At 53.5% G+C, this 24,175-nt stretch carries 19 protein-coding genes and 2 pseudogenes; 15 read left to right on the forward strand and 6 right to left on the reverse strand.

What is annotated here, in order from left to right; all coding sequences use genetic code 11:
• Positions 1 to 282 precede the first annotated feature (282 nt).
• Positions 283 to 1,695, forward strand: a complete 1,413-nt coding sequence (gene rhlE / locus Q3A88_RS14055) for an ATP-dependent RNA helicase RhlE (protein ID WP_317178128.1) — start codon at positions 283 to 285, stop codon at positions 1,693 to 1,695.
• A 38-nt stretch (positions 1,696 to 1,733) separates the two neighbouring features.
• On the opposite strand, the gene Q3A88_RS14060 is transcribed toward rhlE, so the two are convergent.
• The gene (locus Q3A88_RS14060; protein WP_317178129.1) at positions 1,734 to 2,633 is read right to left on the reverse strand and encodes a DMT family transporter; all 900 of its coding nucleotides are present in this window, start codon (positions 2,631 to 2,633) and stop codon (positions 1,734 to 1,736) included.
• Positions 2,634 to 2,748: 115 nt separating this feature from the next.
• Between Q3A88_RS14060 and Q3A88_RS14065 the strand changes: the two genes are divergently transcribed.
• Positions 2,749 to 3,621, forward strand: coding sequence for a helix-turn-helix domain-containing protein (locus Q3A88_RS14065; protein ID WP_100017092.1), 873 nt, complete (start codon positions 2,749 to 2,751; stop codon positions 3,619 to 3,621).
• Between the two features lie 82 nt (positions 3,622 to 3,703).
• Here the strand turns inward: Q3A88_RS14065 and Q3A88_RS14070 are convergent.
• Positions 3,704 to 4,552, reverse strand: a pseudogene (locus Q3A88_RS14070) (peptidase T); the annotation flags it as partial.
• Between Q3A88_RS14070 and Q3A88_RS14075 the strand changes: the two are divergent.
• Positions 4,552 to 5,793, forward strand: a pseudogene (locus tag Q3A88_RS14075) (ABC transporter substrate-binding protein); the annotation flags it as partial. The pseudogenes Q3A88_RS14070 and Q3A88_RS14075 overlap by 1 nt on opposite strands.
• A gap of 50 nt (positions 5,794 to 5,843) precedes the next feature.
• On the opposite strand, the gene Q3A88_RS14080 reads toward Q3A88_RS14075, so the two are convergent.
• The gene (locus Q3A88_RS14080) at positions 5,844 to 6,515 is read right to left on the reverse strand and encodes an epoxyqueuosine reductase QueH (RefSeq protein ID WP_110162572.1); all 672 of its coding nucleotides are present in this window, start codon (positions 6,513 to 6,515) and stop codon (positions 5,844 to 5,846) included.
• 209 nt (positions 6,516 to 6,724) lie between these two features.
• Here Q3A88_RS14080 and dusC point away from each other — a divergent pair, with 209 nt between their 5' ends.
• The 8 genes from dusC to pbpG all read left to right on the forward strand — a co-directional run bounded on the left by dusC (position 6,725) and on the right by pbpG (position 13,790).
• Entirely contained in the window at positions 6,725 to 7,657 is a 933-nt protein-coding gene (gene dusC / locus Q3A88_RS14085; RefSeq protein ID WP_039519016.1) for a tRNA dihydrouridine(16) synthase DusC, read from the forward strand.
• A gap of 188 nt (positions 7,658 to 7,845) precedes the next feature.
• Complete coding sequence (gene mmuP / locus Q3A88_RS14090; protein WP_039519018.1) at positions 7,846 to 9,258, forward strand: S-methylmethionine permease; 1,413 nt, start codon at positions 7,846 to 7,848, stop codon at positions 9,256 to 9,258.
• Positions 9,251 to 10,198, forward strand: a complete 948-nt coding sequence (mmuM, locus tag Q3A88_RS14095; RefSeq protein ID WP_317178130.1) for a homocysteine S-methyltransferase — start codon at positions 9,251 to 9,253, stop codon at positions 10,196 to 10,198. The genes mmuP and mmuM overlap by 8 nt, the downstream gene beginning before the upstream one ends.
• Before the next feature lie 16 nt (positions 10,199 to 10,214).
• Positions 10,215 to 10,763 (forward strand): hypothetical protein, encoded by a 549-nt coding sequence (locus Q3A88_RS14100; RefSeq protein WP_317178145.1) that lies wholly within the window; start codon positions 10,215 to 10,217, stop codon positions 10,761 to 10,763.
• 398 nt (positions 10,764 to 11,161) lie between these two features.
• Positions 11,162 to 11,704 carry a class IV adenylate cyclase gene (gene cyaB / locus Q3A88_RS14105; protein WP_014914940.1) on the forward strand — a complete coding sequence of 181 codons (543 nt, stop codon included), beginning with the start codon at positions 11,162 to 11,164 and terminating at the stop codon, positions 11,702 to 11,704.
• Between the two features lie 60 nt (positions 11,705 to 11,764).
• Positions 11,765 to 12,121 (forward strand): FMN-binding protein, encoded by a 357-nt coding sequence (locus tag Q3A88_RS14110; protein WP_110162568.1) that lies wholly within the window; start codon positions 11,765 to 11,767, stop codon positions 12,119 to 12,121.
• A 62-nt stretch (positions 12,122 to 12,183) separates the two neighbouring features.
• Positions 12,184 to 12,693 carry a DUF6622 family protein gene (locus Q3A88_RS14115; protein ID WP_317178131.1) on the forward strand — a complete coding sequence of 170 codons (510 nt, stop codon included), beginning with the start codon at positions 12,184 to 12,186 and terminating at the stop codon, positions 12,691 to 12,693.
• A 149-nt stretch (positions 12,694 to 12,842) separates the two neighbouring features.
• Entirely contained in the window at positions 12,843 to 13,790 is a 948-nt protein-coding gene (gene pbpG, locus Q3A88_RS14120) for a D-alanyl-D-alanine endopeptidase (protein WP_014914943.1), read from the forward strand.
• Positions 13,791 to 13,867: 77 nt separating this feature from the next.
• On the opposite strand, the gene Q3A88_RS14125 is transcribed toward pbpG, so the two are convergent.
• Complete coding sequence (locus Q3A88_RS14125) at positions 13,868 to 14,554, reverse strand: glutathione S-transferase family protein (protein ID WP_317178132.1); 687 nt, start codon at positions 14,552 to 14,554, stop codon at positions 13,868 to 13,870.
• Between the two features lie 396 nt (positions 14,555 to 14,950).
• On the opposite strand from Q3A88_RS14125, the gene bglX reads away from it, so the two are divergent.
• Both bglX and idi read left to right on the forward strand, forming a co-directional pair.
• Positions 14,951 to 17,257, forward strand: coding sequence for a beta-glucosidase BglX (gene bglX, locus Q3A88_RS14130; RefSeq protein ID WP_233990602.1), 2,307 nt, complete (start codon positions 14,951 to 14,953; stop codon positions 17,255 to 17,257).
• 100 nt (positions 17,258 to 17,357) lie between these two features.
• Positions 17,358 to 17,897: an isopentenyl-diphosphate Delta-isomerase gene (gene idi, locus Q3A88_RS14135; protein ID WP_317178133.1), complete on the forward strand. Its 540-nt coding sequence runs from the start codon at positions 17,358 to 17,360 to the stop codon at positions 17,895 to 17,897.
• Positions 17,898 to 18,184: 287 nt separating this feature from the next.
• On the opposite strand, the gene Q3A88_RS14145 is transcribed toward idi, so the two are convergent.
• Both Q3A88_RS14145 and Q3A88_RS14150 read right to left on the reverse strand, forming a co-directional pair.
• Positions 18,185 to 18,832 carry a LysE family translocator gene (locus Q3A88_RS14145; RefSeq protein WP_317178134.1) on the reverse strand — a complete coding sequence of 216 codons (648 nt, stop codon included), beginning with the start codon at positions 18,830 to 18,832 and terminating at the stop codon, positions 18,185 to 18,187.
• A gap of 52 nt (positions 18,833 to 18,884) precedes the next feature.
• Positions 18,885 to 19,730: an AraC family transcriptional regulator gene (locus Q3A88_RS14150; protein WP_317178135.1), complete on the reverse strand. Its 846-nt coding sequence runs from the start codon at positions 19,728 to 19,730 to the stop codon at positions 18,885 to 18,887.
• Between the two features lie 182 nt (positions 19,731 to 19,912).
• Between Q3A88_RS14150 and dinG the strand changes: the two genes are divergently transcribed.
• Both dinG and Q3A88_RS14160 read left to right on the forward strand, forming a co-directional pair.
• Positions 19,913 to 22,012: an ATP-dependent DNA helicase DinG gene (gene dinG, locus Q3A88_RS14155; RefSeq protein ID WP_039287217.1), complete on the forward strand. Its 2,100-nt coding sequence runs from the start codon at positions 19,913 to 19,915 to the stop codon at positions 22,010 to 22,012.
• A gap of 643 nt (positions 22,013 to 22,655) precedes the next feature.
• Positions 22,656 to 24,086 carry a serralysin family metalloprotease gene (locus Q3A88_RS14160; RefSeq protein WP_110162557.1) on the forward strand — a complete coding sequence of 477 codons (1,431 nt, stop codon included), beginning with the start codon at positions 22,656 to 22,658 and terminating at the stop codon, positions 24,084 to 24,086.
• Positions 24,087 to 24,175 lie beyond the last annotated feature (89 nt).

Consider the following 24,175-nt stretch of genomic DNA (forward strand, 5'->3'; position numbering starts at 1 on the left):
TGCAGCGGCCCTTTAGGGCGAGGCCCACGACGGGCCGAGTATTTAAGAGAAGCCAACGCACATGCAGCTTGAAGTATGACGGGGATAGAATCTCTGCTACAATCGGCGGCAGTCATGCACCGTAGTTGTGCTCGTTCACCGTGGTTGTTGCGTATGTCGTTGTTACGTGAAGTGTTACGTGAGTTGTTACGTAAATAGTGGCCCAGCAAACCCGTCTTACTGACCCTCTGAAAACTACACCGGCTGCTGTCCGGTCAGAGCGGATCTGGAGTTGTTCTTTTTATGTCATTTGATTCTCTCGGCCTGAGTGCCGATATTCTGCGCGCGATTGACGAGCAGGGTTATCGCGATCCTACTCCTGTTCAGCGTCAGGCGATTCCTGTCGTGCTGGAAGGGCGCGATTTAATGGCCAGCGCACAAACCGGTACGGGTAAAACAGCGGGCTTTACGCTGCCGTTATTACAATTGCTGACCAGCCGTGAAGCGCAGAATAAAGGGAAAGGTCGCCGTCCGGTACGTGCGCTGATCCTGACACCAACCCGTGAGTTGGCTGCGCAGATTGATGAAAATGTGAAGGCTTACAGCAAGTATCTGAGCCTGCGTTCACTGGTCGTATTCGGTGGCGTGAGCATTAACCCACAGATGATGAAACTGCGCGGTGGCGTAGATATTCTGGTGGCAACGCCGGGACGTCTGCTCGATCTGGAGCATCAACGCGCCGTTGACCTGTCACAGGTTGAAATTCTGGTGCTGGATGAAGCGGACCGTATGCTGGATATGGGCTTCATTCACGACATTCGCCGAGTGCTGGCGAAGCTGCCTGCTAAACGTCAAAACCTGCTGTTCTCCGCGACTTTCTCTGATGAGATCAAAGCGCTGGCGAACAAGCTGCTGACTAATCCCGCCTCGGTTGAAGTCGTGCGCCGTAATACACCGTCTGAACTGGTTACGCAGCACGTGCATTTTGTTGATAAACGCCGCAAGCGTGAACTGTTGTCGCAGCTGATTGGTGAAAATAACTGGCAGCAGGTGCTGGTGTTTACGCGTACCAAGCACGGCGCTAACCACCTCGCTGAGCTGCTGGAAAAAGACGGTATTACCGCTGCCGCTATCCACGGCAATAAAAGTCAGGGGGCGCGTACGCGTGCACTGGCAAACTTTAAAGACGGCAGCATTCGTGTGCTGGTGGCGACGGATATCGCCGCGCGTGGTCTGGATATCGACCAACTGCCGCACGTGGTGAATTATGAGCTGCCAAACGTGCCAGAAGATTACGTTCACCGTATCGGTCGTACCGGTCGTGCGGAAGCAACGGGTGAAGCGCTGTCGCTGGTCTGTGTGGATGAACACAAACTGCTGCGCGACATCGAGCGTCTGTTGAAGCGTGAGATTCCACGTATCGCTATCGAAGGCTACGAGCCGGATCCGTCGATCAAGGCTGAGCCGATTGTGAATGGTCGTCAGGGCAACCGTGGCGGCGGCGGTGCGCGTAACGCCTCTCCTCGCGCGCAGTCTGAGCGTAGCCAGGGTCAGGGCGAACGCCGTCCGGCCGATGGCAATCGCCAGCCGCGTAAAGCGGGCGGTAATAGCGATAGCCCGTGGGGTGGGAATAAAGGCAATAGCGGTAAGGGCAATGGCGAAGGCCAACGCCGCGCGCCGCGTCCGCAAAACCGCAGTAAGCCAGCGGACAAGTAAAATCGATAGGGAGCCATTGGCTCCCTTTTTTTATCGCGCTATTTCGCCGTGGCAGGCTGCGCGGTCGGATGGCGTGGACGGTAGAACATCACCGCGTTGCCCGCCAGAATCAGCAGCAGGCCGATAAGCGCGTTGGGCCGCCACTGGTAGTCTTCAAATAGTGTCGAAATCGACAGCGCCACCAGCGGAAAGAGTAGCGTGGTATACGCTGCCTGACTGGCACCGATGCGACCGATCAGGCTGAAGTAGGCACCGAAGCCGATGACCGAACCAAAGATAGCCAGATAGAACAGGGAACTCAGATAGCTGGCGCTGTACTCCGGTGTGAAGCTATACCCCTGAATCAGGCTGAATAACCCCATCCATAGCGCACCATATCCCATGCCCCAGCCGTTGGTCGTCAGTATGTCGCGACCCTGTCGCTGGTGCTGGGCGCTAATCATATTGCCGAGTGAGAAGCAGTAGGTGCCCAGAATGCTCAATCCCACGCCCCACAGCAGATAGGGCTGCGCGTCGATTTGCATCAGGTCATGCCAGAACAGCGCGACAATGCCGATCAGCCCGAGCGGTGTGGCGATCGCCACGTTGCGTGTTAACGGCTGGCCGAAGAAAATACGGCTATTAAAGGCGTTAAACAGTACCGCCATCGAAAAAATGATGGATTCCAATCCGCTCGAAATCCAGGCGATGGCGTGGTAAAAACAGAGAAAGTTGACGCCGAATACGCATAGCCCTTGTACCATACACAGCAGGTGAGCGCGTGACGAAAGCGGACGCAGGCGGCGCGTCAGGGCCAGAAACGTCAGCAAGATGGCCGATGCCAGCGCAAAGCGCCAGAAAACGGAGATTTCGGCAGCGACCTCGCCGTGTTGCAGGCTAATCGCGATCCAGGTTGTGCCCCAAATCAGGACGACAGAAAAATAGAGCAAGGTATTCATTGAGTGATTCCGCATGAGTGCATAGCGGCAGTATGGCGTGTGCGTTTGTTGCTGGCTTTCAGCACCTTGCGGTGAATAACAGAATCTTGCGGTTAAGTGAAAAACGGAGGCAGCAATGCATCGTTATAAAGCGTTCGATACCATGCTGCATCATAAAACCGAACTGCGTGACACCGTCGAGCTGACCTCCGGCGTGCGGCTGGCTGCATGGTTTAACCGCCACGATCGCGTCACGATGGAAAACACAGAACACCATACGCTCAGTCTTTATACCGCCGGTGGCTATGAGAGCTATCATAAAACGGCAGATGGCTGGCATAACGGTGGCGGGCCGGATCGTTTCTGCCTGATGCCGAAACAAAGCTCGTCGACCTGGGATATTCGTGGCGACCTCGATTTTGTGCACCTGTATTTTGACGATGCGCACCTGCGGCAGCTGGCTGAGCAAACCTGGGATCGCAGTCCGGCATCAATCTGCACGGAAGAGCGGATATTTGGTAGCGATCCGTTGATTACCTCGCTGTATCGGCAATTTCTGCTCAGCAATCGCTGGGACGACTCGGCGAACCAGCTTGTGCTGAGTAGCGCCGCAACGCTGTTGATGATTCAGGTGCTGCGTGGCTACACCCAGTTGCAGTGGGAACTGCCGACGGTGCGCGGCGGACTGGCGCCCTCGGTACTGCAGCGCAGCAAGATGCAAATTGAGGCACATCTCGATCAGCCGCTGACGCTACAGACGCTGGCGGCGGAAGCAGGGCTTAGCGAGTTTCACTTTGCACGCATGTTTCGCCAGAGTGTGGGAATGGCACCGCATCAGTATGTGCTGAAACAGCGGCTGGCCCGCGCGGAAGCGCTCGTGCGTCACGGTACGCAGCCGATCACGGACATCGCGCTGGCCTGCGGGTTCAGCTCCGCCAGCCACCTAAGCCACCAATTCAAAAAGGAATACGGTCTGACGCCGTCGGCGCTGAGGCTGGCGCAGAAGTAGAGCGGAAAATGTAGACGGGCAAACAGTCAGTGAGGCGTTATTGAGGCGGACGAGTGTCCGCCTCACGCTTTTCTGGACGCGATTATTTCGCTGCCAGCAGGCATAAATTCAGCGCAACTTCATACGATTTCACAAATGACGGCACAGGAAGAAACTCAAAGCGCGAATGGAAATTGTGCGCGCCGGTGAAGAAGTTTGGCGTCAGCAACCCTTTGGCAGACAGCGCCGCGCCGTCCGTGCCGCCACGCATTGGCGTCACTTTGGGTTCAATGCCCAGCGTCTCCAGTGCGGCAAACAGCAGGTCGATCGCGCGGCGATCGTCGGTGATGGCGTTGCTGATATTGCTGTAGATATCGGTGAGGGTATAGGTCACGCTGCCAGTCGGGTACTGTGCGGCAATCTTCTCTGCGATTGCGGCAATCTGCTGCTTCCGCTGTTCAAACGCGGCTAAATCAAAATCGCGGATAGAGGCTTTGAGCTTCGCTTCATTAGCGTTCGCCGTCAGGTCGTTAAACCAGACATAGCCCTCGCGTCCCTCCGTGTGCTCCGGCGTCTGCTGGCGATCGAACTGGCTGATAAAGTCATGTGCCATGAGCAACGGGTTAACCAGCACGCCTTTCGCCGACATCGGGTGCGCAGGCACACCGGTAAAGCGAATTTCCGCGGAAGCTGCGTTGAAGTTCTCATACACCACTTCACCCAGCTCACAGCAGTCGATGGTGTAGGCAAAATCAACATCGAAGCGTTTGAGATCGAGCGCTTTCGCCCCACGCAGCCCAATTTCTTCGTCCGGCACGAAGGCTACCACGATATCGCCGTGCGGCGTCGCGTCAGTCAGGTTCTCCATGAGTGTCATGACCACGGTAACGGCGGCCTTGTTGTCCGCGCCGAGTACGCTGGTGCCGTCGCTAAAAATAATGTCCTGCCCAACGGCAAAAAGATCCGCAGCACCCTTACCACAGCGTCTCGAAAGGAACTTATGCCAATTTTGAAAGCTTGTCCTTTGGCTCGTTGATTCAGAGCATTGAGAAAGTGGATGACCACACGGTACGCTTTACGCTCTCCCATGCGGAAGCCCCGTTTCTGGCTGATTTAGCCTGGTACTTCGCGTCTATTCTCTCTGCGGAATATGCCGATGCGATGCTCAAAGCCGGGACGCCGGAGCGTGTGGATATGGAGCCGATTGGCACCGGACCTTTTGAATTAGCGCAGTATCAGAAAGATTCCCGCATTCTGTTTAAAGCGTTTCCCGCCTATTGGGAAGGCAAGGCCAAGCTGGATCGACTGATTTTCACCATCACACCGGATGCCTCCGTGCGGTACGCCAAGCTGGAGAAGAATGAGTGCCAGGTGATGCCGTTCCCTAATCCCGCCGACCTGCCGCGCATGAAAGAAAACAAGGACATCGTGCTGATGCAAAAGGCCGGACTGAACACCGGCTTCCTGTCGTTCAATACCCAGAAGGCACCGACGGACAATGTGAAAGTACGGCAGGCGTTAACGATGGCGATTAACAAGCCGGCGATTATCGAAGCCGTTTTTCAGGGAACCGGAACCGCAGCGAAAAACCTGCTGCCGCCGGGCGTCTGGAGTGCCGACAGTGACCTGAAGGATTATGACTACGATCCCGAGAAGGCGAAGGCGTTACTGAAAGAAGCCGGTTTGGCGGAAGGCACCACTATCGAACTGTGGGCGATGCCGGTACAGCGTCCGTACAATCCGAACGCCCGCCGTATGTCGGAGATGATTCAGGCCGACTGGGCGAAAGTTGGCGTACAGGCCAAAATTGTCACCTTCGAGTGGGGTGAATACCTGAAGAGGGTGAAAGGCGGTGAGCATCAGGCGGCATTGATGGGCTGGACAACGGCGACGGGCGATCCTGATAACTTCTTCGGGCCGCTCTTTACCTGTACCGCGGCTAACGGCGGCTCCAACTCGGCGAAATGGTGTTATGCGCCGTTTGATAAAATCATTATCGAAGCGCGCGCTTCACAGGATCACGAGCAGCGTATTGCCTTGTACAAGCAGGCGCAGCAGATGATGCACGATCAGGCACCGGCCGTCATGATTGCGCATTCCACCATCTTTGAACCCGTGCGTAAGGAAGTGACCGGGTATGAGATCGACCCGTTCGGTAAGCATATTTTCTATCAGGTAGACGTGAAGAAGTAAGATGCAGTGAAAATGGCACGCCGCACGGCGTGCCTGACTCTGGCGTAGCGTTATTCGGTTTCGTCACCGTAATACAGCTTACCGATGCGGATAATATCGCGCCCCTGTGATTTGCGATGTTTATTGGAATCGCGCAGGGAATAAATGCAGCCGCAATACTCCTGTTGATAGAAACGTTCGCGTTTGCTGATTTCGATCATGCGCGACGAGCCGCCGCCTTTGCGCCAGTTGTAATCCCAGTAGGTGATGCCGGGATATTTCTGCGCAGCGTTCTTTCCGCATTCGGTAATCTGCTGCATGTTTTTCCAGCGTGAAATCCCCAGCGAACTGGAAATGACGCTAAACCCGTTTTCTGCGGCGTACAGCGCTGTGCGCTCAAAGCGCATATCAAAACACATGGTGCAGCGAATGCCGCGTTCCGGTTCCCATTCCATGCCTTTAGCGCGCGCGAACCAGTTATCCGAATCGTAATCTGCATCAATGAAAGGCACGTTATGCTGTTCGGCGAAACGGATATTCTCTTCTTTGCGGATCAGGTATTCACGCTGCGGGTGGATGTTGGGGTTATAAAAGAAAATGGTGTAGTCGATGCCAGAAGCGGTGATGGCTTCCATGACTTCACCTGAGCAGGGCGCGCAGCAGGAGTGCAGCAGCAGCTTGTCTGCGCTGTTGGGCAGTGAAAGCTGCGGGCGTTTAAATTCTGCGGTTTTGACATTCGACATAAAAAATAGCCACTTCGTTGTGGTCCGTAAGGACGGTGTCGGTACAAATTCGTCACGAATTATTGATGATATGTTCACAAGAGGCAACCTCATGGCCTGCCCTGCGTTATCTTTCCCGTTGCGTTCCCCGTACAATACCCCCTAAGATTGCCTGCTTTTTTTGGCCTGAATGGCTGTGATTAACGATCGAATGGTTACCGAGTAGCGTTATGCGTGTTCTGCTTGCTCCGATGGAAGGGGTTCTCGACTCATTAGTGCGAGAACTGCTGACTGAAGTAAATGATTATGACCTGTGCATCACCGAATTTTTACGCGTGGTGGATCAGTGTCTGCCGGTTAAATCCTTTTATCGCCTTTGCCCGGAACTACAGCATGCCAGCCGTACGCCGTCAGGCACGCTGGTGCGTGTTCAGCTACTGGGGCAATACCCACAGTGGCTGGCGGAAAATGCGGCGCGGGCGGTAGAACTGGGCTCATATGGTGTCGATCTTAACTGCGGTTGCCCGTCGAAGCTGGTGAACGGCAGCGGGGGCGGGGCGACGCTGTTGAAAGATCCCGAGTTGATTTATCGGGGTGCAAAAGCGATGCGTGAGGCGGTGCCTGCGCATTTGCCAGTCACGGTGAAAATCCGTCTGGGCTGGGATTCCGGCGCTCGCCAGTTTGAAATTGCCGACGCGGTGCAGCAGGCGGGCGCGAGCGAGCTGGCCGTGCATGGCCGAACGAAGGAAGATGGTTATAAAGCCGAATGTATTAACTGGCAGGCAATAGGGGAAATCCGCCAGCGATTGCGGATTCCGGTGATCGCCAACGGCGAAATCTGGGACTGGCAGAGCGCGCAGGACTGTATGGCGACAACGGGCTGCGATGCGGTGATGATCGGGCGGGGCGCGCTGAATGTGCCGAACCTGAGCCGCGTGATTAAGTATAACGAACCGCGTATGCCGTGGCCGGAGGTCATGCTGCTGCTACAAAAATATGTGCAGTTGGAAAAGCAGGGCGACACGGGACTGTATCACGTCGCGCGCATCAAACAGTGGCTCGGCTATTTGCGTAAAGAGTACGACGACGCCACCGAGTTATTCAGCGAGATCCGCACCCTGAAGACCTCAACAGATATTGCCCGCGTGATTGGTGAGCCATAAGTGCTCACCGCTTCCTTACGCGTTATTTCTCTCTCTTCTTTTTCCCCCTCTCTATATTTCTGACATAGCTGTTCAGATTTAACGCACCTCATCACTCTCCCGCTGGCCTGTACTTTACTTTACGAATCAGTTGGCGGTATAACACTCCATCTATCTGGAAGTTTAGACGTCTATAATGAAAGGTCATCATGGAACAACACGCATCAGGCACGGAAGGGCAGTTTAAGCGCACGATGAAAGCTCGCCATTTGGTGATGCTTTCGCTCGGTGGCGTCATCGGCACCGGTCTGTTTTTTAATACGGGCTACATTATTTCCACGACGGGTGCGGCCGGGACGCTATTGGCGTATCTGATCGGCGCGCTGGTGGTGTATCTGGTGATGCTGAGTCTGGGTGAGCTGTCCGTCGCGATGCCGGAAACCGGGGCATTTCATGTGTATGCGTCCCGCTATCTCAGCCCGGCAACCGGCTATACCGTGGCGTGGCTGTATTGGCTGACGTGGACGGTTGCACTGGGATCCAGCCTGACCGCCGCCGGTTTTTGCATGCAGTATTGGTTCCCGCAGGTGCCGGTCTGGACCTGGTGTTTGCTGTTTTGTGTGCTGATCTATCTGCTGAATATCGTGTCGTCCCGTTTCTTTGCCGAAGGGGAATTCTGGTTCTCTATCGTTAAAGTCGTCACGATTCTCGCTTTTATTGTGCTTGGTGCTGGCGCGATGTTTGGCTTTATTCCGATGCAGGACGGCTCACCCGCGCCGTTCTTCCAGAACATTACCGCGTCTGGCTGGTTCCCACACGGCGGCCTGCCGATCCTGATGACAATGGTGGCGGTAAACTTCGCTTTCTCCGGTACGGAGCTGATCGGCATCGCCGCTGGAGAAACCGAGAATCCGCAGAAGGTCGTGCCGATGGCGATTCGTACTACCGTTGCGCGACTGGTGATCTTCTTTCTGGGCACGGTGCTGGTACTGGCAGCGATCATTCCGATGGAAGAGGCCGGTATCGCTAAAAGCCCGTTTGTGCTGGTGTTTGAAAAGATTGGTATTCCTTACGCCGCCGACATTTTTAATTTCGTGATTTTGACGGCGATCCTGTCTGCCGCTAACTCGGGGCTGTATGCCTCGGGGCGTATGCTGTGGTCGCTGTCCAACGAAGGCACGCTGCCGCGCCGTTTTTCTCGTCTGACGCGCCGTGGCATTCCGCTTTTTGCTATTTCCGTCAGTATGCTGGGCGGGTTGCTGGCGCTCTTTTCCAGCGTGGTCGCGCCGGATACCGTCTATGTGGCGCTGTCCGCGATTTCTGGTTTTGCCGTAGTGGCGGTGTGGCTGAGCATCTGCGCCTCGCACTATATGTTCCGCCGTCACCATGTCCGCTCGGGAAAACCGCTTTCGGATCTGCAATATCGCGCCCCTTGGTTCCCCATCACGCCGATTCTTGGCTTCCTATTGTGCCTGCTGGCCTGCGTCGGGCTGGCGTTTGACCCAAGCCAGCGGATTGCACTGTGGTGTGGAATTCCGTTTGTCGCGCTGTGCTATGGTGCTTATTATTTCACGCAGTCAATGAAGAAACGTAGATTAACGGGAGCGGAAGACATTGCGTAAAAATACGGTTACCGAAATGCTGGCGACGGCCTCAACGATTGTGCTGGACGGCGCGTTGGCGACCGAACTGGAAGCGCGCGGTTGTGATTTAACGGATCCGCTGTGGTCGGCGAAAGTGCTGGTTGAAAACCCGGCGCTGATTTATCAGGTGCATCTCGATTATTTCAAAGCTGGAGCACAGTGTGCGATTACCGCCAGCTATCAGGCGACACCGCAAGGGTTTAAGGCGCGCGGGTATAGCGAAGCGGAATCACTGGCGCTGATTGCCAAGAGCGTACAGCTAGCGGCGCAGGCACGGGATGATTACCGTCGTGATAATCCGCAGGCTGGAACGCTGCTGGTGGCGGGATCGGTGGGGCCGTACGGTGCCTATCTGGCGGATGGTTCGGAGTATCGCGGTGATTACAAACTGCCGCAGGCCGAGATGATGGCGTTTCATCGGCCGCGTATAACGGCGCTGCATGAGGCGGGTGCCGATCTGCTGGCCTGCGAGACGCTGCCGTCTTTTGCCGAAATAGAGGCATTGATTGCGTTACTGGCCGAGTTCCCTCAGGCGCAGGCCTGGTTCTCTTTCACCTTGCGTGACAGCGAGCACCTCAGCGACGGCACGCCATTGCGTACGGTGCTGGCGCGGGTCAACGCCTGTTCGCAGGTGGTCGCTGTGGGTATCAACTGCATCGCGCTGGAAAACGTGACGCCAGCGCTGAGGCACCTGTCCTCGCTGACGGATTTGCCGTTGGTGGTTTATCCCAATTCCGGCGAGCAGTATGATGCGGTAACGAAAACCTGGAACAGCGCTCACGATGACGCCTGCTCGTTGACCGCGTATTTGCCCGAGTGGCAGGCAGCAGGCGCACGGCTGATTGGCGGCTGTTGCCGAACCACGCCCGCCGATATCGCCGGTATTGCACGCTGCTGTCAGCATGAGGGGCAGCACTAAATAAGGGGATGCCGTGATGGAAAATGATGTGAATCTGCAACAGGCGTACTCGCTTGCCAGACAACGCGTAGCGCCAGATGTGCCGGTAACGGTGCTGTACATTGGCGAACAGCAGACGACGGTTGTCTGTGGGACGTCATCACAACCGTCGGCAACCCTGCAATTGACCATCGGTTTTGACAAAACGGCGGCGGCGTTTTTCAGGCATCTTCCTCCAACACCGGACGAAATGGAGCGGGCGATCATGGCGGTAGAGGATGAAGTGACGCGCATTCGCCACGATATTCCTGCGGATTCCGTTCTGTTTTCTTTCGACCCTGCCTTGGTCACTATTGCTCAGATTTCGGGAGCAGAAGAAGAGGAAGCAGGTTGGCACTTGCCGCAGGATGACATGGAGCGGACATTTAAACGTCTGGAGCGCGTCATGCTGGGGAGTCCGGCGACCTGGGAGGGAATTCCGCTAGAGAATGCCTTCTCCACCCGATTGCTGATTTTGCGTGAGTTTATGCACCATCACGGCTTCAATTCTGCACTGATTTTGCTATTACCAGCAGTTGCGGCGTGAAGAACTAGCGGTTTTTCTCTTCTCAGCTACTATTAACGGCGGTCAGCGTCCAGCAAGGGCGCTGACCGCTTTTTTTGCTGGGAAATCGCCGATGGCATTCGTCGACAGGCATTCTCTGACAGGAAATTGCGCTTGGGACATCTGACGTTGTAAGGTAATAACGCGGCCTGACTATCTCGATAGTGTTATTGCAATGCCAGGATGTGACAGGACGTAAGGCGTTAATCAAGGAGGATGAGAGGACGGCCCTTGGGCCATATTGTGTTACCTGTATGATCTATTTTGCGGATGACCGAATCATTATTATCTTGAATTTCCGTATGGCAGCGTAATAAAACGCTGTTTCGATATGGCGGGGAGTCAATGTTATTTCAGGGAATCCAGTGAGGGGAAAGAACATGGTTGAACATTTCACAGGGAAATATGAAGTTGAACTTAAATTTCGAATCGACGATATAGCCGTTTTCAGGAATACGCTTTTTAGCCTTCATCCCGAGGCTTTCGTCTTTGAAAATAAAGAGCATGATGTTTATTACGATGATGCAGAGAACCGCCTGCAACAGCAAAATATCAAAATGCTGGTGCGCCGCATGGAGCCATCGGGCATTAAGCTCTGGATTGTGAAAGGGCCGGGCATCGATCGCTGTGAAGCGGTTAACGTTGAAGGCTTTGAAAAAACTGACAGCATGTTACAGACGTTGGGGTATCGACCTCTTTTTGAAATTCATAAAATCCGCAGTATCTACTTTTTAAACGCCTTCCATATTACGCTCGATTATATTGAATCACTGGGTTATTTCGTGGAAATATCGGTGATGACCGATGATGAGACCCAGTTGAAAGCACTCAGAGAACGGTGTATAGAGTGTGCGTTACGGCTTCAATTGCCATTGGATAATATTGAAACGAAATCTTATTATCAATTATTAGGTTTTAATTAATTGTTCTTTTCTGGTTATTGAATTGTTGTTTTTATTGTTCTATTTGCACACGGGGAAATGATGAAAAAATCTATTTCGGCGGCGCTGGCTACGTTAGTGATGGCGTTCTCTCTGTCCGTTCATGGTAGTGATATGGTGCACTATAAAGACGGTGCCTACATCGGTAAAGCGCAGGGGAAGGCGGCAGAAATTGAGGTCACGGTCAGCATTAAAGACGGGAAGATTGCTAATGCTGAAGTGCTGAAGCATGGCGATACCGAAGCGATGATGCTGAGCGCGACGGATCAGATTGTGCCTGAACTCATTGAAAAGCAGGACATTAACAAAGTGGATGCGGTAACGGGGGCAACGTTATCGAGCCAGGGCGTGATTAATGCGGTGAAACAGGCGCTGGAACAGGCCAAAGTCACACCGTAGTCACACCGGTTTTTGGCTATCACCGTTGATGACGTGTCGAGTGATGAAGGAGTCTTACTGCCGTGGAAAACCTGCTGATTATTCTGCGTCACACGCCTTATTGGGTGTGGATCGTTTTGGGTTATCTGATTTATGCCGGCGTAAAAGCCAGCCAGCCGCGGCAGCAATCGCTGGTACGGATGCTAGTTGTGCCGATGATTTTTATGGCGTGGGGCATCAGCGCGATTTTTCATACGCTTCAGCTCCCGCTTGCGGCCGCGGGAGGATTTCTACTGGCGTTGATTATTGGGCTGGGCATCGGCTGGGCGTGGGGGAAAACGTCAGGCGCTTATCGGCCGGAATTACGTGTTTTTCAGCGCACCGGTTCGTGGTGGCCGTTGGCCTTAATGCTTCTGACGTTTTGTTCTCGTTTCTATTTTTCCGTCCAACTGGCTCGGTTTCCGGCGTTGGTGCATGACCCCGTATTCTGCCTGCTGTCGGGCGCGGCGAGTGGGATTACTGCGGGGATATTCAGCGGCGTCAGCCTGCGTTTGCTCAACCACATGCGCAAAATAAGACCGTCTCTGACGTAACACGATAAAAAACAGTAGGTTGCTCAAACCGTCTGTCAACATTTGTCACAAAGCTTTTCTGCTGTGTGAGTGCGCAGGGAAGGGCGGTAAATTATAATGCCGCTGCCCATCCCTTTCATTTAACAGAATACTGTTTAAGTTATTGAAGAATGACTAAAAATTTTAAGCTTTCTCTTTTTGGCCTGTTGGTGCTATCAACCCATGCTGTGATGTTGCCTCAGGCTGTGGCGAAAGCGCCGACGTACTCCGCTGGTACTGCGCATCAGGAAATTGCTTCCGGTAGCGCCATGGTGGTGGATCTGCGTGATAACCACATCCTTTATTCCAGTAATCCTGATGTGGTGGTGCCGATTGCTTCGGTGACGAAACTGATGACGGCGCTGGTGGTGCTGGATGCCAATCAACCGCTGGATGAAATTATCTCTGTCGATATCAGCCAGACGAAAGAAATGAAAGGGGTCTACTCGCGCGTTCGTCTGAACAGTGAGATCAGCCGCCGCGACATGCTGCTACTGGCGCTGATGTCATCAGAAAACCGCGCAGCGGCTAGTCTGGCGCACCACTATCCGGGCGGCTATCAGGCGTTTATCCGCGCGATGAATGCCAAAGCCCGTGCGTTGGGTATGGCACACACGCGCTATGTGGAGCCAACCGGGCTGTCTATCAATAATGTCTCGACGGCCCGCGATCTCACCAAGCTCTTGATTGCCAGCAAGCAATATCCGCTGCTGGGCCAGCTTAGTACCACACAGGAGAAAACCGCGACGTTCTCCCACCCGGCGTACAGCCAGCCGTTCAGAAACACGAACCATCTGGTCTATAAAGCGGACTGGAGTATTCAGCTCACCAAAACCGGCTTCACGAATCAGGCAGGACACTGTCTGGTGATGCGTACGGTTATTAATCAGCGGCCTGTTGCGCTGGTGGTGTTGGATGCCTTCGGTAAATACACGCACTTTGCGGATGCTAACCGCCTGCGTAAGTGGATGGAAACCGGTAAGGTCAGCGAGGTGCCTGCCGCCGCGTTGAGCTATAAGAAACAAAAATCACTGGCTTCCCGCCAACCGCAGAGCATGGCGAGTATCGAAACCGAATAATCAGTACTCCCCTTCCTGATAGTTTGGAAGGGGATATTTTGACGGTGGCCGAGCGAGCCATAGCCTGCGGCGGGCTGTCATGCTTGAGCGCGAAAATCTTCTATCACTTCACCTGCTTTTTTCACCTCATCATCATGCGCAGCTTCACGCCAGGTTTCCGCTAATGCATCTTGTAGCCAACGTTGCATAGCGGGCTGCGCTAGCAGATGGTCGCAATAGGCAGTGGCTTCCGGAGAAACGGGAAGCTGGTAGGTTTTGATACGGAAGACAACCGGTGCAAAGAAGGCGTCGACGGCCGAAAACTGTTTTCCTGCCAGAAACGGTCCGCCAAAGCGCGTCAATCCTTCCTGCCACAGTTCGCAGATGCGAGTAATGTCATTGCTGAGGTCAGGCGATATTTCGGTCATTTTAACGCGCACGCCGCAGCTCATGGAGCAGGTGTTACGCAGTGCGGTAAAGCCGGAATGCATTTCGGCGGCGGCACAGCGTGCCCAGGCGCGGGTTTTGGCATCAGCAGGCCAGACGCCGGGATGTTGTTCAGCCAGATATTCGGTAATCGCCAATGAATCCCAGACGGTGGTCTCGCCATCGATCAGGCAGGGAACTTTTGCCGTCGGCGAAAAGGCCTTAAATGCCGGCTGTGACATACCCGGCGCAAAGGCAACCAGCTTCTCTTCGAAAGGAATCGACAGTGCTTTCAACAGCACCCACGGACGCAGTGACCAGGACGAATAGTTTTTATTGGCGATATACAGCTGATACATGTCTGATGCTCCTTGTGTTAACGAAGCCTTAGGATTAGCACGAAAGGTAGGAGAAATCATCCTCCTTGCCGCGGCTCGTCTATCGTTTTGCGCGTTGCTGTCAGGATGTTGGTGCAAACGGAAGGCAGGGAATGTGAATTATGCGTACCGTTTAGCATTATTCTTGCAGTTTTTATTAAATGAAACCTCAATAAATGCACTATATTACGCGCTGTGCATTTGAGTGCGTCGGTGCGGCAACCACTATCGGGAAGCCTTATTCGCTTAAGGCAGGAGAAGGTGTTTTTCGCCTTGTCAGAGAAGGGATGTGACCGTCGGAATCTTCAACCTGTCTTGTGCTTCAGCGCCTTATTCTGTTCTGCTCTGACGCCTGGATTGACTGGGTCTTTATAACGAATGAAATGGCTTACTTCACTGACTATAGCAATTGGACTTGCTTGTAATCCGGCGTTTGCGCAGGAACTGACGTCTGCGCCGGCCTCACTATCGCCTTCACATCAGCAACGTGATGCGTTTGTCACGGATCTGCTGAAAAAAATGACGCTGGAAGAGAAGATCGGCCAGCTCCGATTAATCAGCGTCGGGACGGATAACCCGAAAGAAGCCATTCGGGAAATGATCCGAAATGGCCAGGTTGGCGCGATTTTTAATACGGTGACCCGCCCGGACATCCGTGCGATGCAAGATCAGGTCATGCAACTCAGCCGCCTGAAGATTCCCCTGTTTTTTGCCTACGACGTGGTACACGGCCAGCGCACCATTTTCCCTATCGCACTGGGATTGGCCTCCAGTTGGGATATGGACGCGATTGCGAAAAGTGCGCGTGTAGCGGCGTATGAAGCGACGGAAGACGGTCTGAACATGACCTGGGCGCCGATGGTGGATATCACCCGCGATCCGCGCTGGGGTCGTGTGTCAGAAGGCTTCGGTGAAGATACCTGGTTGACCAGCAAAATTGCCGGTGTGGTAGTCAAATCCTTTCAGGGCGATGATGTAACGGGACGCCACTCGCTGATGACCAGCGTAAAACACTATGCACTTTACGGTGCGGTGGAAGGCGGACGTGACTATAACACCGTGGACATGAGCCCTCAGCGCATGTTCCAGGACTATATGCCGCCTTACAAAGCGGCGATTGACGCGGGCAGCAGCGGCGTGATGGTCGCGCTGAACTCAATCAACGGTACGCCAGCTACCTCTAACAGCTGGTTGCTGAAAGACGTTCTGCGCGATCAGTGGAATTTCAAAGGCATCACCATTACCGATCACGGCGCGATTAAAGAGCTGATTAAGCACGGCGTGGCCAGCGATCCGCGTGATGCATCGCGTCTGGCGGTTAAATCCGGTATCGGCATGAGCATGAGCGACGAGTATTTCGTGCGCTATCTGCCTGAGCTGGTGAAAAGCGGCGCGGTGAGCGTGCAGGAGATCGACGATGCCTGCCGTCAGGTGCTGAACGTGAAATATGATATGGGGCTGTTTGAAGATCCGTATCGTCACTTGGGGCCAGTCGGTTCCGATCCGGTAGATACCAATGCGGAAAGTCGCTTACACCGTCTGGATGCGCGTGACGTGGCGCGTAAGAGTCTGGTGCTGTTGAAAAACCGTCTGCAAACGCTGCCGTTGAAGAAAGAAGGCACGATTGCCGTTGTGGGGCCATTGGCTGACAGCCAGCGCGATACGATGGGAAGCTGGTCTGCCGCGGGCGTCACGAAACAGACGATTACCGTTTATCAGGGTCTGAAGAATGCCGTCGGCGATAAAGCCACCATTCTCTATGCCAAAGGTGCCAACGTCAGTAATCACAAAGGCATTATCGACTTCCTGAATCAGTATGAAGATGCCGTTCAGGTGGATAAACGTCCGCCGCAGGTGATGATCGATGAAGCCGTAGCAGCAGCGAAGAAGGCGGATGTCGTGGTCGCAGTGGTCGGCGAAGCGGCCGGGATGGCGCATGAAGCGTCCAGCCGTTCGAACATCGACCTGCCGCAAGGTCAGCGTGACCTGATTGCCGCGCTGAAAGCCACGGGTAAACCGCTGGTTCTGGTGCTGATGAACGGACGCCCTCTGGCGCTGGTACGTGAAGATCAGCAGGCCGATGCGTTACTGGAAACCTGGTTCAGCGGTACGGAAGGGGGCAATGCGATCGCCGATGTGCTGTTTGGTGACTACAACCCGTCCGGCAAACTGCCGATGTCCTTCCCACGTTCCGTCGGACAGATCCCGATTTATTACAATCACCTGCCGTCAGGCCGTCCTTACACGCCGGAAAATCCAGGCAAATATACGTCTCACTACTACGATGAAGCCAACGGGCCACTCTATCCGTTCGGTTATGGCCTGAGCTACACCACCTTCAGCGTGTCAGACGTGCGTTTGTCCAGCCAGACCATGAAGCGTAACGGGACGATCAACGCCAGCGTAACGGTGAAAAACACCGGCAACCGCGCAGGGGAAACGGTAGTACAGCTGTATCTCCATGATGTAGTGGCTTCCATCAGCCGCCCGCTGAAGGAGCTGCGTGGCTTTGAGAAAGTGATGCTACAGCCGGGGGAATCCCGCACGGTCACCTTCACGCTCGATCAGGACGCGCTGAAGTTCTACAATGCCCGCATGCAGCAGGTGGTGGAACCCGGCAAATTCGACGTGATGATTGGTCTGGATTCACAGCGTGTGAAGAGCGACAGCTTCACCCTGCTATAATGATGTTCAGCTCGCCGCCGAAGACTCCGGCGGCGAGACGGATTGTGATGACCGTAATACAGAATCATTGCCGGAGAATCAGGTATTGCAGGAGAAGGGTATGCCGTTGACTGAAGTGGTGCTGGTTGATGAAAATGACAGGCCAACGGGCGTAATGGAAAAGCAGGAAGCGCATGTAAAAGGAGCATTACATCGTGCGATTACCGTTTATGTTTTCAACTCTCACCAGCAGTTGTTATTGCAGCAGCGCGCAGAGGAGAAATACCACAGCGGCGGTTTATGGAGTAATACCTGCTGTAGCCATCCTGCGCCCGGTGAAGAGACGTTGCAGGCAGCACATCGCCGTTTGTATGAAGAAATGGGGTTACGCTGTGCGCTGACGCCGATGTTTACGCTGACCTATCGTTTGCCGCTGGATAACGGGCTGATTGAGCATGAGCTGGGGCATGTGTATTTTGGCGTGACGGACGACGTCCCGCAGATGAATCCTGATGAAGTGTCGAGCTACGCCTACCAGTCAATAGACGAGATTGCCCAGCAGATGGCGACGACGCCCGAACAATTTACGGCCTGGTTCCAACTGACCTTCGCACGTATTCCTGAGTACTGGCAGACGTTTCAGTCTGAACACCCAAATTAATTAAAGCGATGCTGATTGCCGCGTTTCCGTGCAGCACCGTTCGTGCAGTCGGCGGGCGCTATGGGCCGAAAGCCTCAGCCCGCGTGCTCGATAATAATGTAGCCCACCAGCATCATGCCGGACATGCCACCTAAGGCGAGAAAGGCAAAGAGACCGATAATGCCGATTTTTTGAAGAGTCATCAGGTTATCCTTTTGTTAATTACCTCGAATTATAATGCCTTCCGCCCATGAAACAAGGCCGAAACGCGCCTTGCTTTTTAAATGCCCCTCATTACCGAAATAGCTTTAGCGAAATAACAACAGCAGACCGAAAAACATCAGAATGACGCCGGCTCCGCGCTCAATCGGGCGAAGCCAGCGGGTTAAACGCTGCTGAATCAGCGGGCGAGCGATCAGCGCGGCGATCAACAAATCCCACACCAGCACGACAGAAAACATCCAGCTACCGCTGACGACTTGCTGCGTAGGTGTCACATGTTGCCCAAGAATACTGGTCATCAGACTGATGTAGAACAGCATGTTTTTGGGGTTCAACAGCGCCGAGCCGAGCCCTAGCAGGATTTGTTTACGCAGCGTCGGGCAGCGATCGGACTGCTGTTCCGCCTGTAGCGATAGCACAGAGCGACTTTTCACTAACTGATAGCCAATCCAGAGCAGATAAGCCGCCCCGGCTAATTCGATGAGAGTAAACAGCGTGGGCGAATGTTGAATGCCTGCCCAGCCGATCGCCGCCAGCAGAATGTAAACGCCGTTGCCCAGCGCAATACCCAGACAAATTCCCACACTGCCGCGCAGTCGGTAGCGAATGGCATAGGCCGTCAGTAGAAAGAAGTCTGGGCCTGGGCTCAGGAGCGCCACAAAATGTGCCAGCGCCAGAGCAGGAAAGTGGGTGGGGAAGAGTGAATCGGCGGAAAAAAGGGGATTGATAAACATGATATTTCTGACCTCGATAAATAATCGAGGCCAGTCTAGACAAGGTGTTCGGCTATTTATTGTCAAATATTGATCGTGCGTACTGACCCGGCGTCGCGGCGGTGTATTGCACAAACGTTTTGTGGAAATGGCTCTGATCGCAGAAGCCGCTTTGATAGCTGGCATCAACCAGCGGCGTGCCCTGTTTCAGCAGCGATTTGGCATATTCAATGCGTGCATTATTCAGGAAGGCCATCGGTGTAATGCCGGTATCGTGACGAAACTGTCGCACGATGGTTTCACGTCGCAGGTTCAGCTCCTCCGCCAGCGTTTCCAGCGAGGGCGATTCTTGCAAATTATTCAGCAAACGCTCGCGTACGTGTCGCGTCGTAGTTTGCGAAGCATGATGGGGTAAGGCGGGCAAACAGGACGGCGCAGGCTGGCAATATTGTCGCCAAATGGGCTCCAGCATTGCTTTGAGCTGGTTATCTGCCGATGCAATGTCCCCCCGATACAGCAGGGCAATCACGTGCTGATAACGTATAAGCAGTGCGGGATCGCGCAGAACAACGCGGTTGCAATGCAAGGTCTCCGCCTGATAACCACAGTGAGCGGCGATCTGATCGAGACACCATTCGGTATCCAGATAAAGCATGTGATAACTGCGTGTTTTTCCGGGAAGCGGGTTACAGCTGTGTGGCTGTTGAGGATCGATGAAGATCAGATCGCCAACCTGCAAGTGATGCATTTCGTTGCGGTAATGGCAAAGCGTTTCGCCGTGTTCTATCGCGCCAATCGAGAACTGTGCATGGCTGTGTGTTTTATAGGCGTGGCTGCTGTTGCGCGTGCTGCGGCTTTCAACATGCGGTAGTCGTGGCGAAAACCAGTACGATTGGTTAATGGCGTGGACTGAAGACATAATGTACCGCTCGCGATAAAGACCGTGTTTGATAAAAATACGTGTTTGATAAAAATAATGGCTTACCCTAATCGCTGGGCGGACGATTGTCGAGGTCGGAATTGTCGCGAACGTGATATCGGCTGACGTCGCCGGACGTCTGTGGGACAATGGCGGCCAGATTACACAGATACAGAGTATGCATGACGCTGTCCCCCGCAATAAAATTGCAGATTGGCCAATGGTATAAGGCCCTGCAAGAGCAAATCCCGGATTTTATTTCCCGCGTTCCCCAGCGACAGATGATTGCCGAAGTGGCGAAAACGCTGGCGGGTGATTACCCGCGCCATTTGGCTATTGAAGCGCCAACTGGCGTCGGGAAAACGCTTTCTTACCTGATTCCGGGTATTGCGGTAGGGCGTGCGGAGGACAAAACGCTGGTGGTCAGCACCGCGAATGTGGCGTTGCAGGATCAGATTTACAGCAAAGATTTGCCGCTGTTGCAGAAGTTTATTCCCGAACTGACATTTACCGCTGCATTTGGCCGCCGTCGTTATATTTGCCCACGTAATCTGGCGATGTTGGCAACCGATCCCGATGCGCAGGGGGACTTACCGCTCTTTCTGGACGATGAACTGATGTCCGCCAGCAAGGAGGAAAAACGTACCTGTGTGCGGCTTGAAAAAGCGCTACAAGGCCATGCCTGGGATGGACTGCGCGATCATTATCAGGATTCGATTGACGATAGCCTGTGGCAGAAACTGAGTACCGACAAAGCGAACTGTCTCGCGCATAACTGCCATTATTACCGCGAGTGCCCGTTCTTCACCGCACGGCGTGAGATCGAACAGGCCGATGTGGTTGTCACCAACCATGCGCTGGTGATGGCGGCGATGGAAAGCGAATCGGTACTTCCTCCCCCGAAGAATCTCCTGCTGGTACTCGACGAAGGACACCACATTCCCGACGTTGCCCGCGATACGCTGGAGATGTCTGGCGATATTCATCCTGCGTATATGATGGCGCAACTGGAACAGCTGGTGCAGCTTATCGGGCAATGTATGGCGCAGTTTGCTCCTAAATCACCGCCGCGACTGGCTAACAGCGAGCGGTTAACCAGCCATTGTGAAGAGATCCGCGAGTGCGTGCTGTCTTTCTCGCAAATGTGTGGGCTGTTCCTTCCGCATGACGGGCAGGAAACCGAATACCGTTTTGCGATGGGCAAAATGCCGGATGAAATGCGTGAACTCTGTGTGCGGTTGTTCAAACTAACGGACACGCTGCGGGCGCTGGCCGAGTATATGCTTAACGATCTCAGCGAGAAAACCGGCAAGCATGACGTGGTGCGGGTCTATCAGGCACTGCTGAAAATGAGTCGCCAACAGGGCTATCTTGAAGCGCTAAGCAAGCTGTGGCGGCTGGCGGCGATGGAGAAATCGTCGAATGCGCCGGTCTCCAAATGGATCACGCGGGAAATGCGCGATAACCAGCCGCATCTTCACCTGCACTGCGCGGGCATTCGTGTCTGCGACCAGCTTGAAAGGCTGCTGTGGGGAAAGGTCTCGCACGTTGTGATGACCTCGGCCACGCTGCGCTCGCTGAACAGTTTCGCGCGGATACAGGAACTGTCTGGCCTGAGCGAGCAGGAAGGGGACACTTTCATCGCGCTGGATTCGCCGTTCAACCATCGCGAGCAGGGGCGTCTGGTGATACCTAAGATGCGTTATGAACCGCTGATGGAGTCTGAAGCGCAGCATATTGCTGAAATGGCACAATTTTTCCGAGCGGAGCTAAAACAGGATAAGCATAAAGGGATACTGATGCTGTTTGCCAGCCAGCGTGCGATGCAGCTCTTTCTGACGCAGGTGACCGATTTACGCCTGATGCTGCTGGTTCAGGGAGATAAGCCGCGCTACAGGCTGGTTGAGCTACATCGTCAACGGGTACAGGAAGGCCAGACCAGCGTGCTGATTGGTTTGCAGTCCTTTGCGGAAGGGTTGGATCTGAAAGGGGAGCTCCTTTCTCAGGTACATATCCATAAAATCGCGTTCCCGCCTATCGACAGTCCGGTCATTCTGACGGAAGGCGAATGGTTAAAAAGCCTCAAACGGCATCCATTTATCGTACAAAGTTTGCCCAGTGCCTCGTTTAACCTCATCCAGCAGGTTGGACGCCTTATTCGTAGCCATGACTGCTTTGGTGAAATCGTTATTTACGATCGGCGTCTGTTGACCAAAGGCTATGGCGCACAGCTGCTGGCCGCGCTGCCCGTCTTCCCGATTGAACAACGGGACATGCCATAACAAATTCCTCTATACCCTAAATAATTCGAGTTTCAGGCAGGTGGCAAGCGAAGGAGTCCCGATGAGCTTACTCAGGTAAGTGATTCGGGCGACTGAACGCGGCCAACGCACAGGTAACTTGAAGTATGACGGGTATATCCGTCCTCCGAATAAGGGGGTAATTAGTCCCTATTTAGCGCTATATTTTTTTATTCTTATTTGTTAGATTTGTCTCGGAACAGCAAGGATGCCGTTAATACGTGTGACAAAGTATGTGATTACGTAGCGCGGTTTTTATCAACCAGGGACAGGTATCATGATGAAAATTAACGCAGTGAATAGAATTTCCTTCCTGTTTAAAAATGAATGCCGCTCGGCATCCGTTTCTCTTGCTATCCACATCAATACCAATAATAACAATTAGTCACCGTGACTTTATTATTTATCATTTGATAATAACGAAAATAATTGGCGTTCTTTCTTAATTATTTCCTTATAGAGATAATTTTTATTTATATGCGTTTTTTGGATATAAATATTTTAGTGAGCTTTATCTACCCAGGAGACGATTAGACCGCGGCTATGCGCGGTACATGCAATACCTCGATTGCATGAAGGGATTTAGGATTCTGATCATCCCGATCAGACTTATGGAGAAGAAAAGATGGCTTTACGAGATGAAGATAAGGATACCGCTGGATCGGCATTGCATGCAGCGGGTACGGGATATAGTGATGTGTACGATCTGTATAATTACCACTCCCGTGGCGATGGACAGCTTAATGGCAAACCCTCGTTCACAAGCGATCTGGCAGCCAAGGAAATTGTCCGTGACGGCCTGACCTGGAATGGCACGAACGTATTTGGTAAATCCGCTAATTTGACCTATTCGTTCTTACAGAACGTGCGGTCTATCCCTTCTGGCGATCAGGGCTTTGTGAAATTCAGCGCAGCGCAGGAACAACAAGCCAAACTGTCTCTGCAATCGTGGTCAGATGTCGCTAATATCACGTTTACTCAGGTTAGCCCTACCCAAAAAGCCACCATCACGTTTGGTAACTACACGCGTGATTCAAGCGGTCAGATGGACTACGGTACTCAGGCTTACGCCTATATGCCGGGTAACCACTCGGCAGCGGGCAGCGCCTGGTTTAACTACAACTCCGATACGGTGCGTAATCCGGCAACGGAATACGGCAAACAGACGCTGACGCATGAAATCGGTCATGCGCTGGGCCTGAATCACCCGGGGTCTTACAATGCGGGTGAAGGCAACCCGACCTACCGCGATGTGACCTATGCGGAAGATACGCGCCAGTTCAGCCTGATGAGCTACTGGAGTGAGCAAAACACCGGGGGGGATTTCCAGGGGCACTATGCTGCGGGTCCGCTGATTGATGACATCACGGCGATCCAATATCTGTACGGCGCAAACATGAGCACGCGTACGGGGGATACGGTATACGGCTTCAACTCCAATACGGGTCGTGATTTCTATACCACCACCAGCAATAGCCAAAAACTGATTTTCTCCGTTTGGGATGCGGGTGGTAACGATACGTTTGATTTCTCTGGTTACAGAAACGATCAGCGTATCAACCTGAATGAAGGCGGGTTCTCTGATGTTGGCGGCCTGAAAGGTAACGTCTCTATCGCCCACGGTGTTACGATCGAAAACGCGATTGGCGGCTCCGGCAACGATATTATTATCGGCAACGACGCGAATAATATTCTGAACGGTGGTGCAGGCGATGACGTTATTTACGGTGGCGGCGGTGCTGATACGCTGACGGGCGGTGCGGGCAAAGATATTTTTGTCTATGCTAGCGCGAGCGATTCTTCCTATAAGAATGGCTATGACACCATCACGGATTTCCAACGCGGCATCGACAAAATCGATCTGTCAGCGTTGAATCAAAAAGGTGATTTGCAGTTCGTCAACAATTTCACCGGACTCGGTAATGAAGCGCTGCTTAACTGGAATGCAGAGAGCAATACCACCGATCTGTGGCTGAACTTTGCGGGTCAGACCACGCCAGACTTTGTTGTACATATTGTTGGTCAGCCTTCTGCGGCAACCGATTTTATCGTGTGATGTAGCAAGGACGGGGTAAGCCCCGTCCTTTTCTGTTATCGACTTGGGGCCACTATGAAAAAGTTAATCATCGCGGCGCTGTTAAGTGC

This window comes from Pectobacterium sp. HCp5_1, assembly GCF_032905925.1.
GTDB classification, from domain to species: Bacteria; Pseudomonadota; Gammaproteobacteria; order Enterobacterales; family Enterobacteriaceae; genus Pectobacterium; species Pectobacterium brasiliense_A.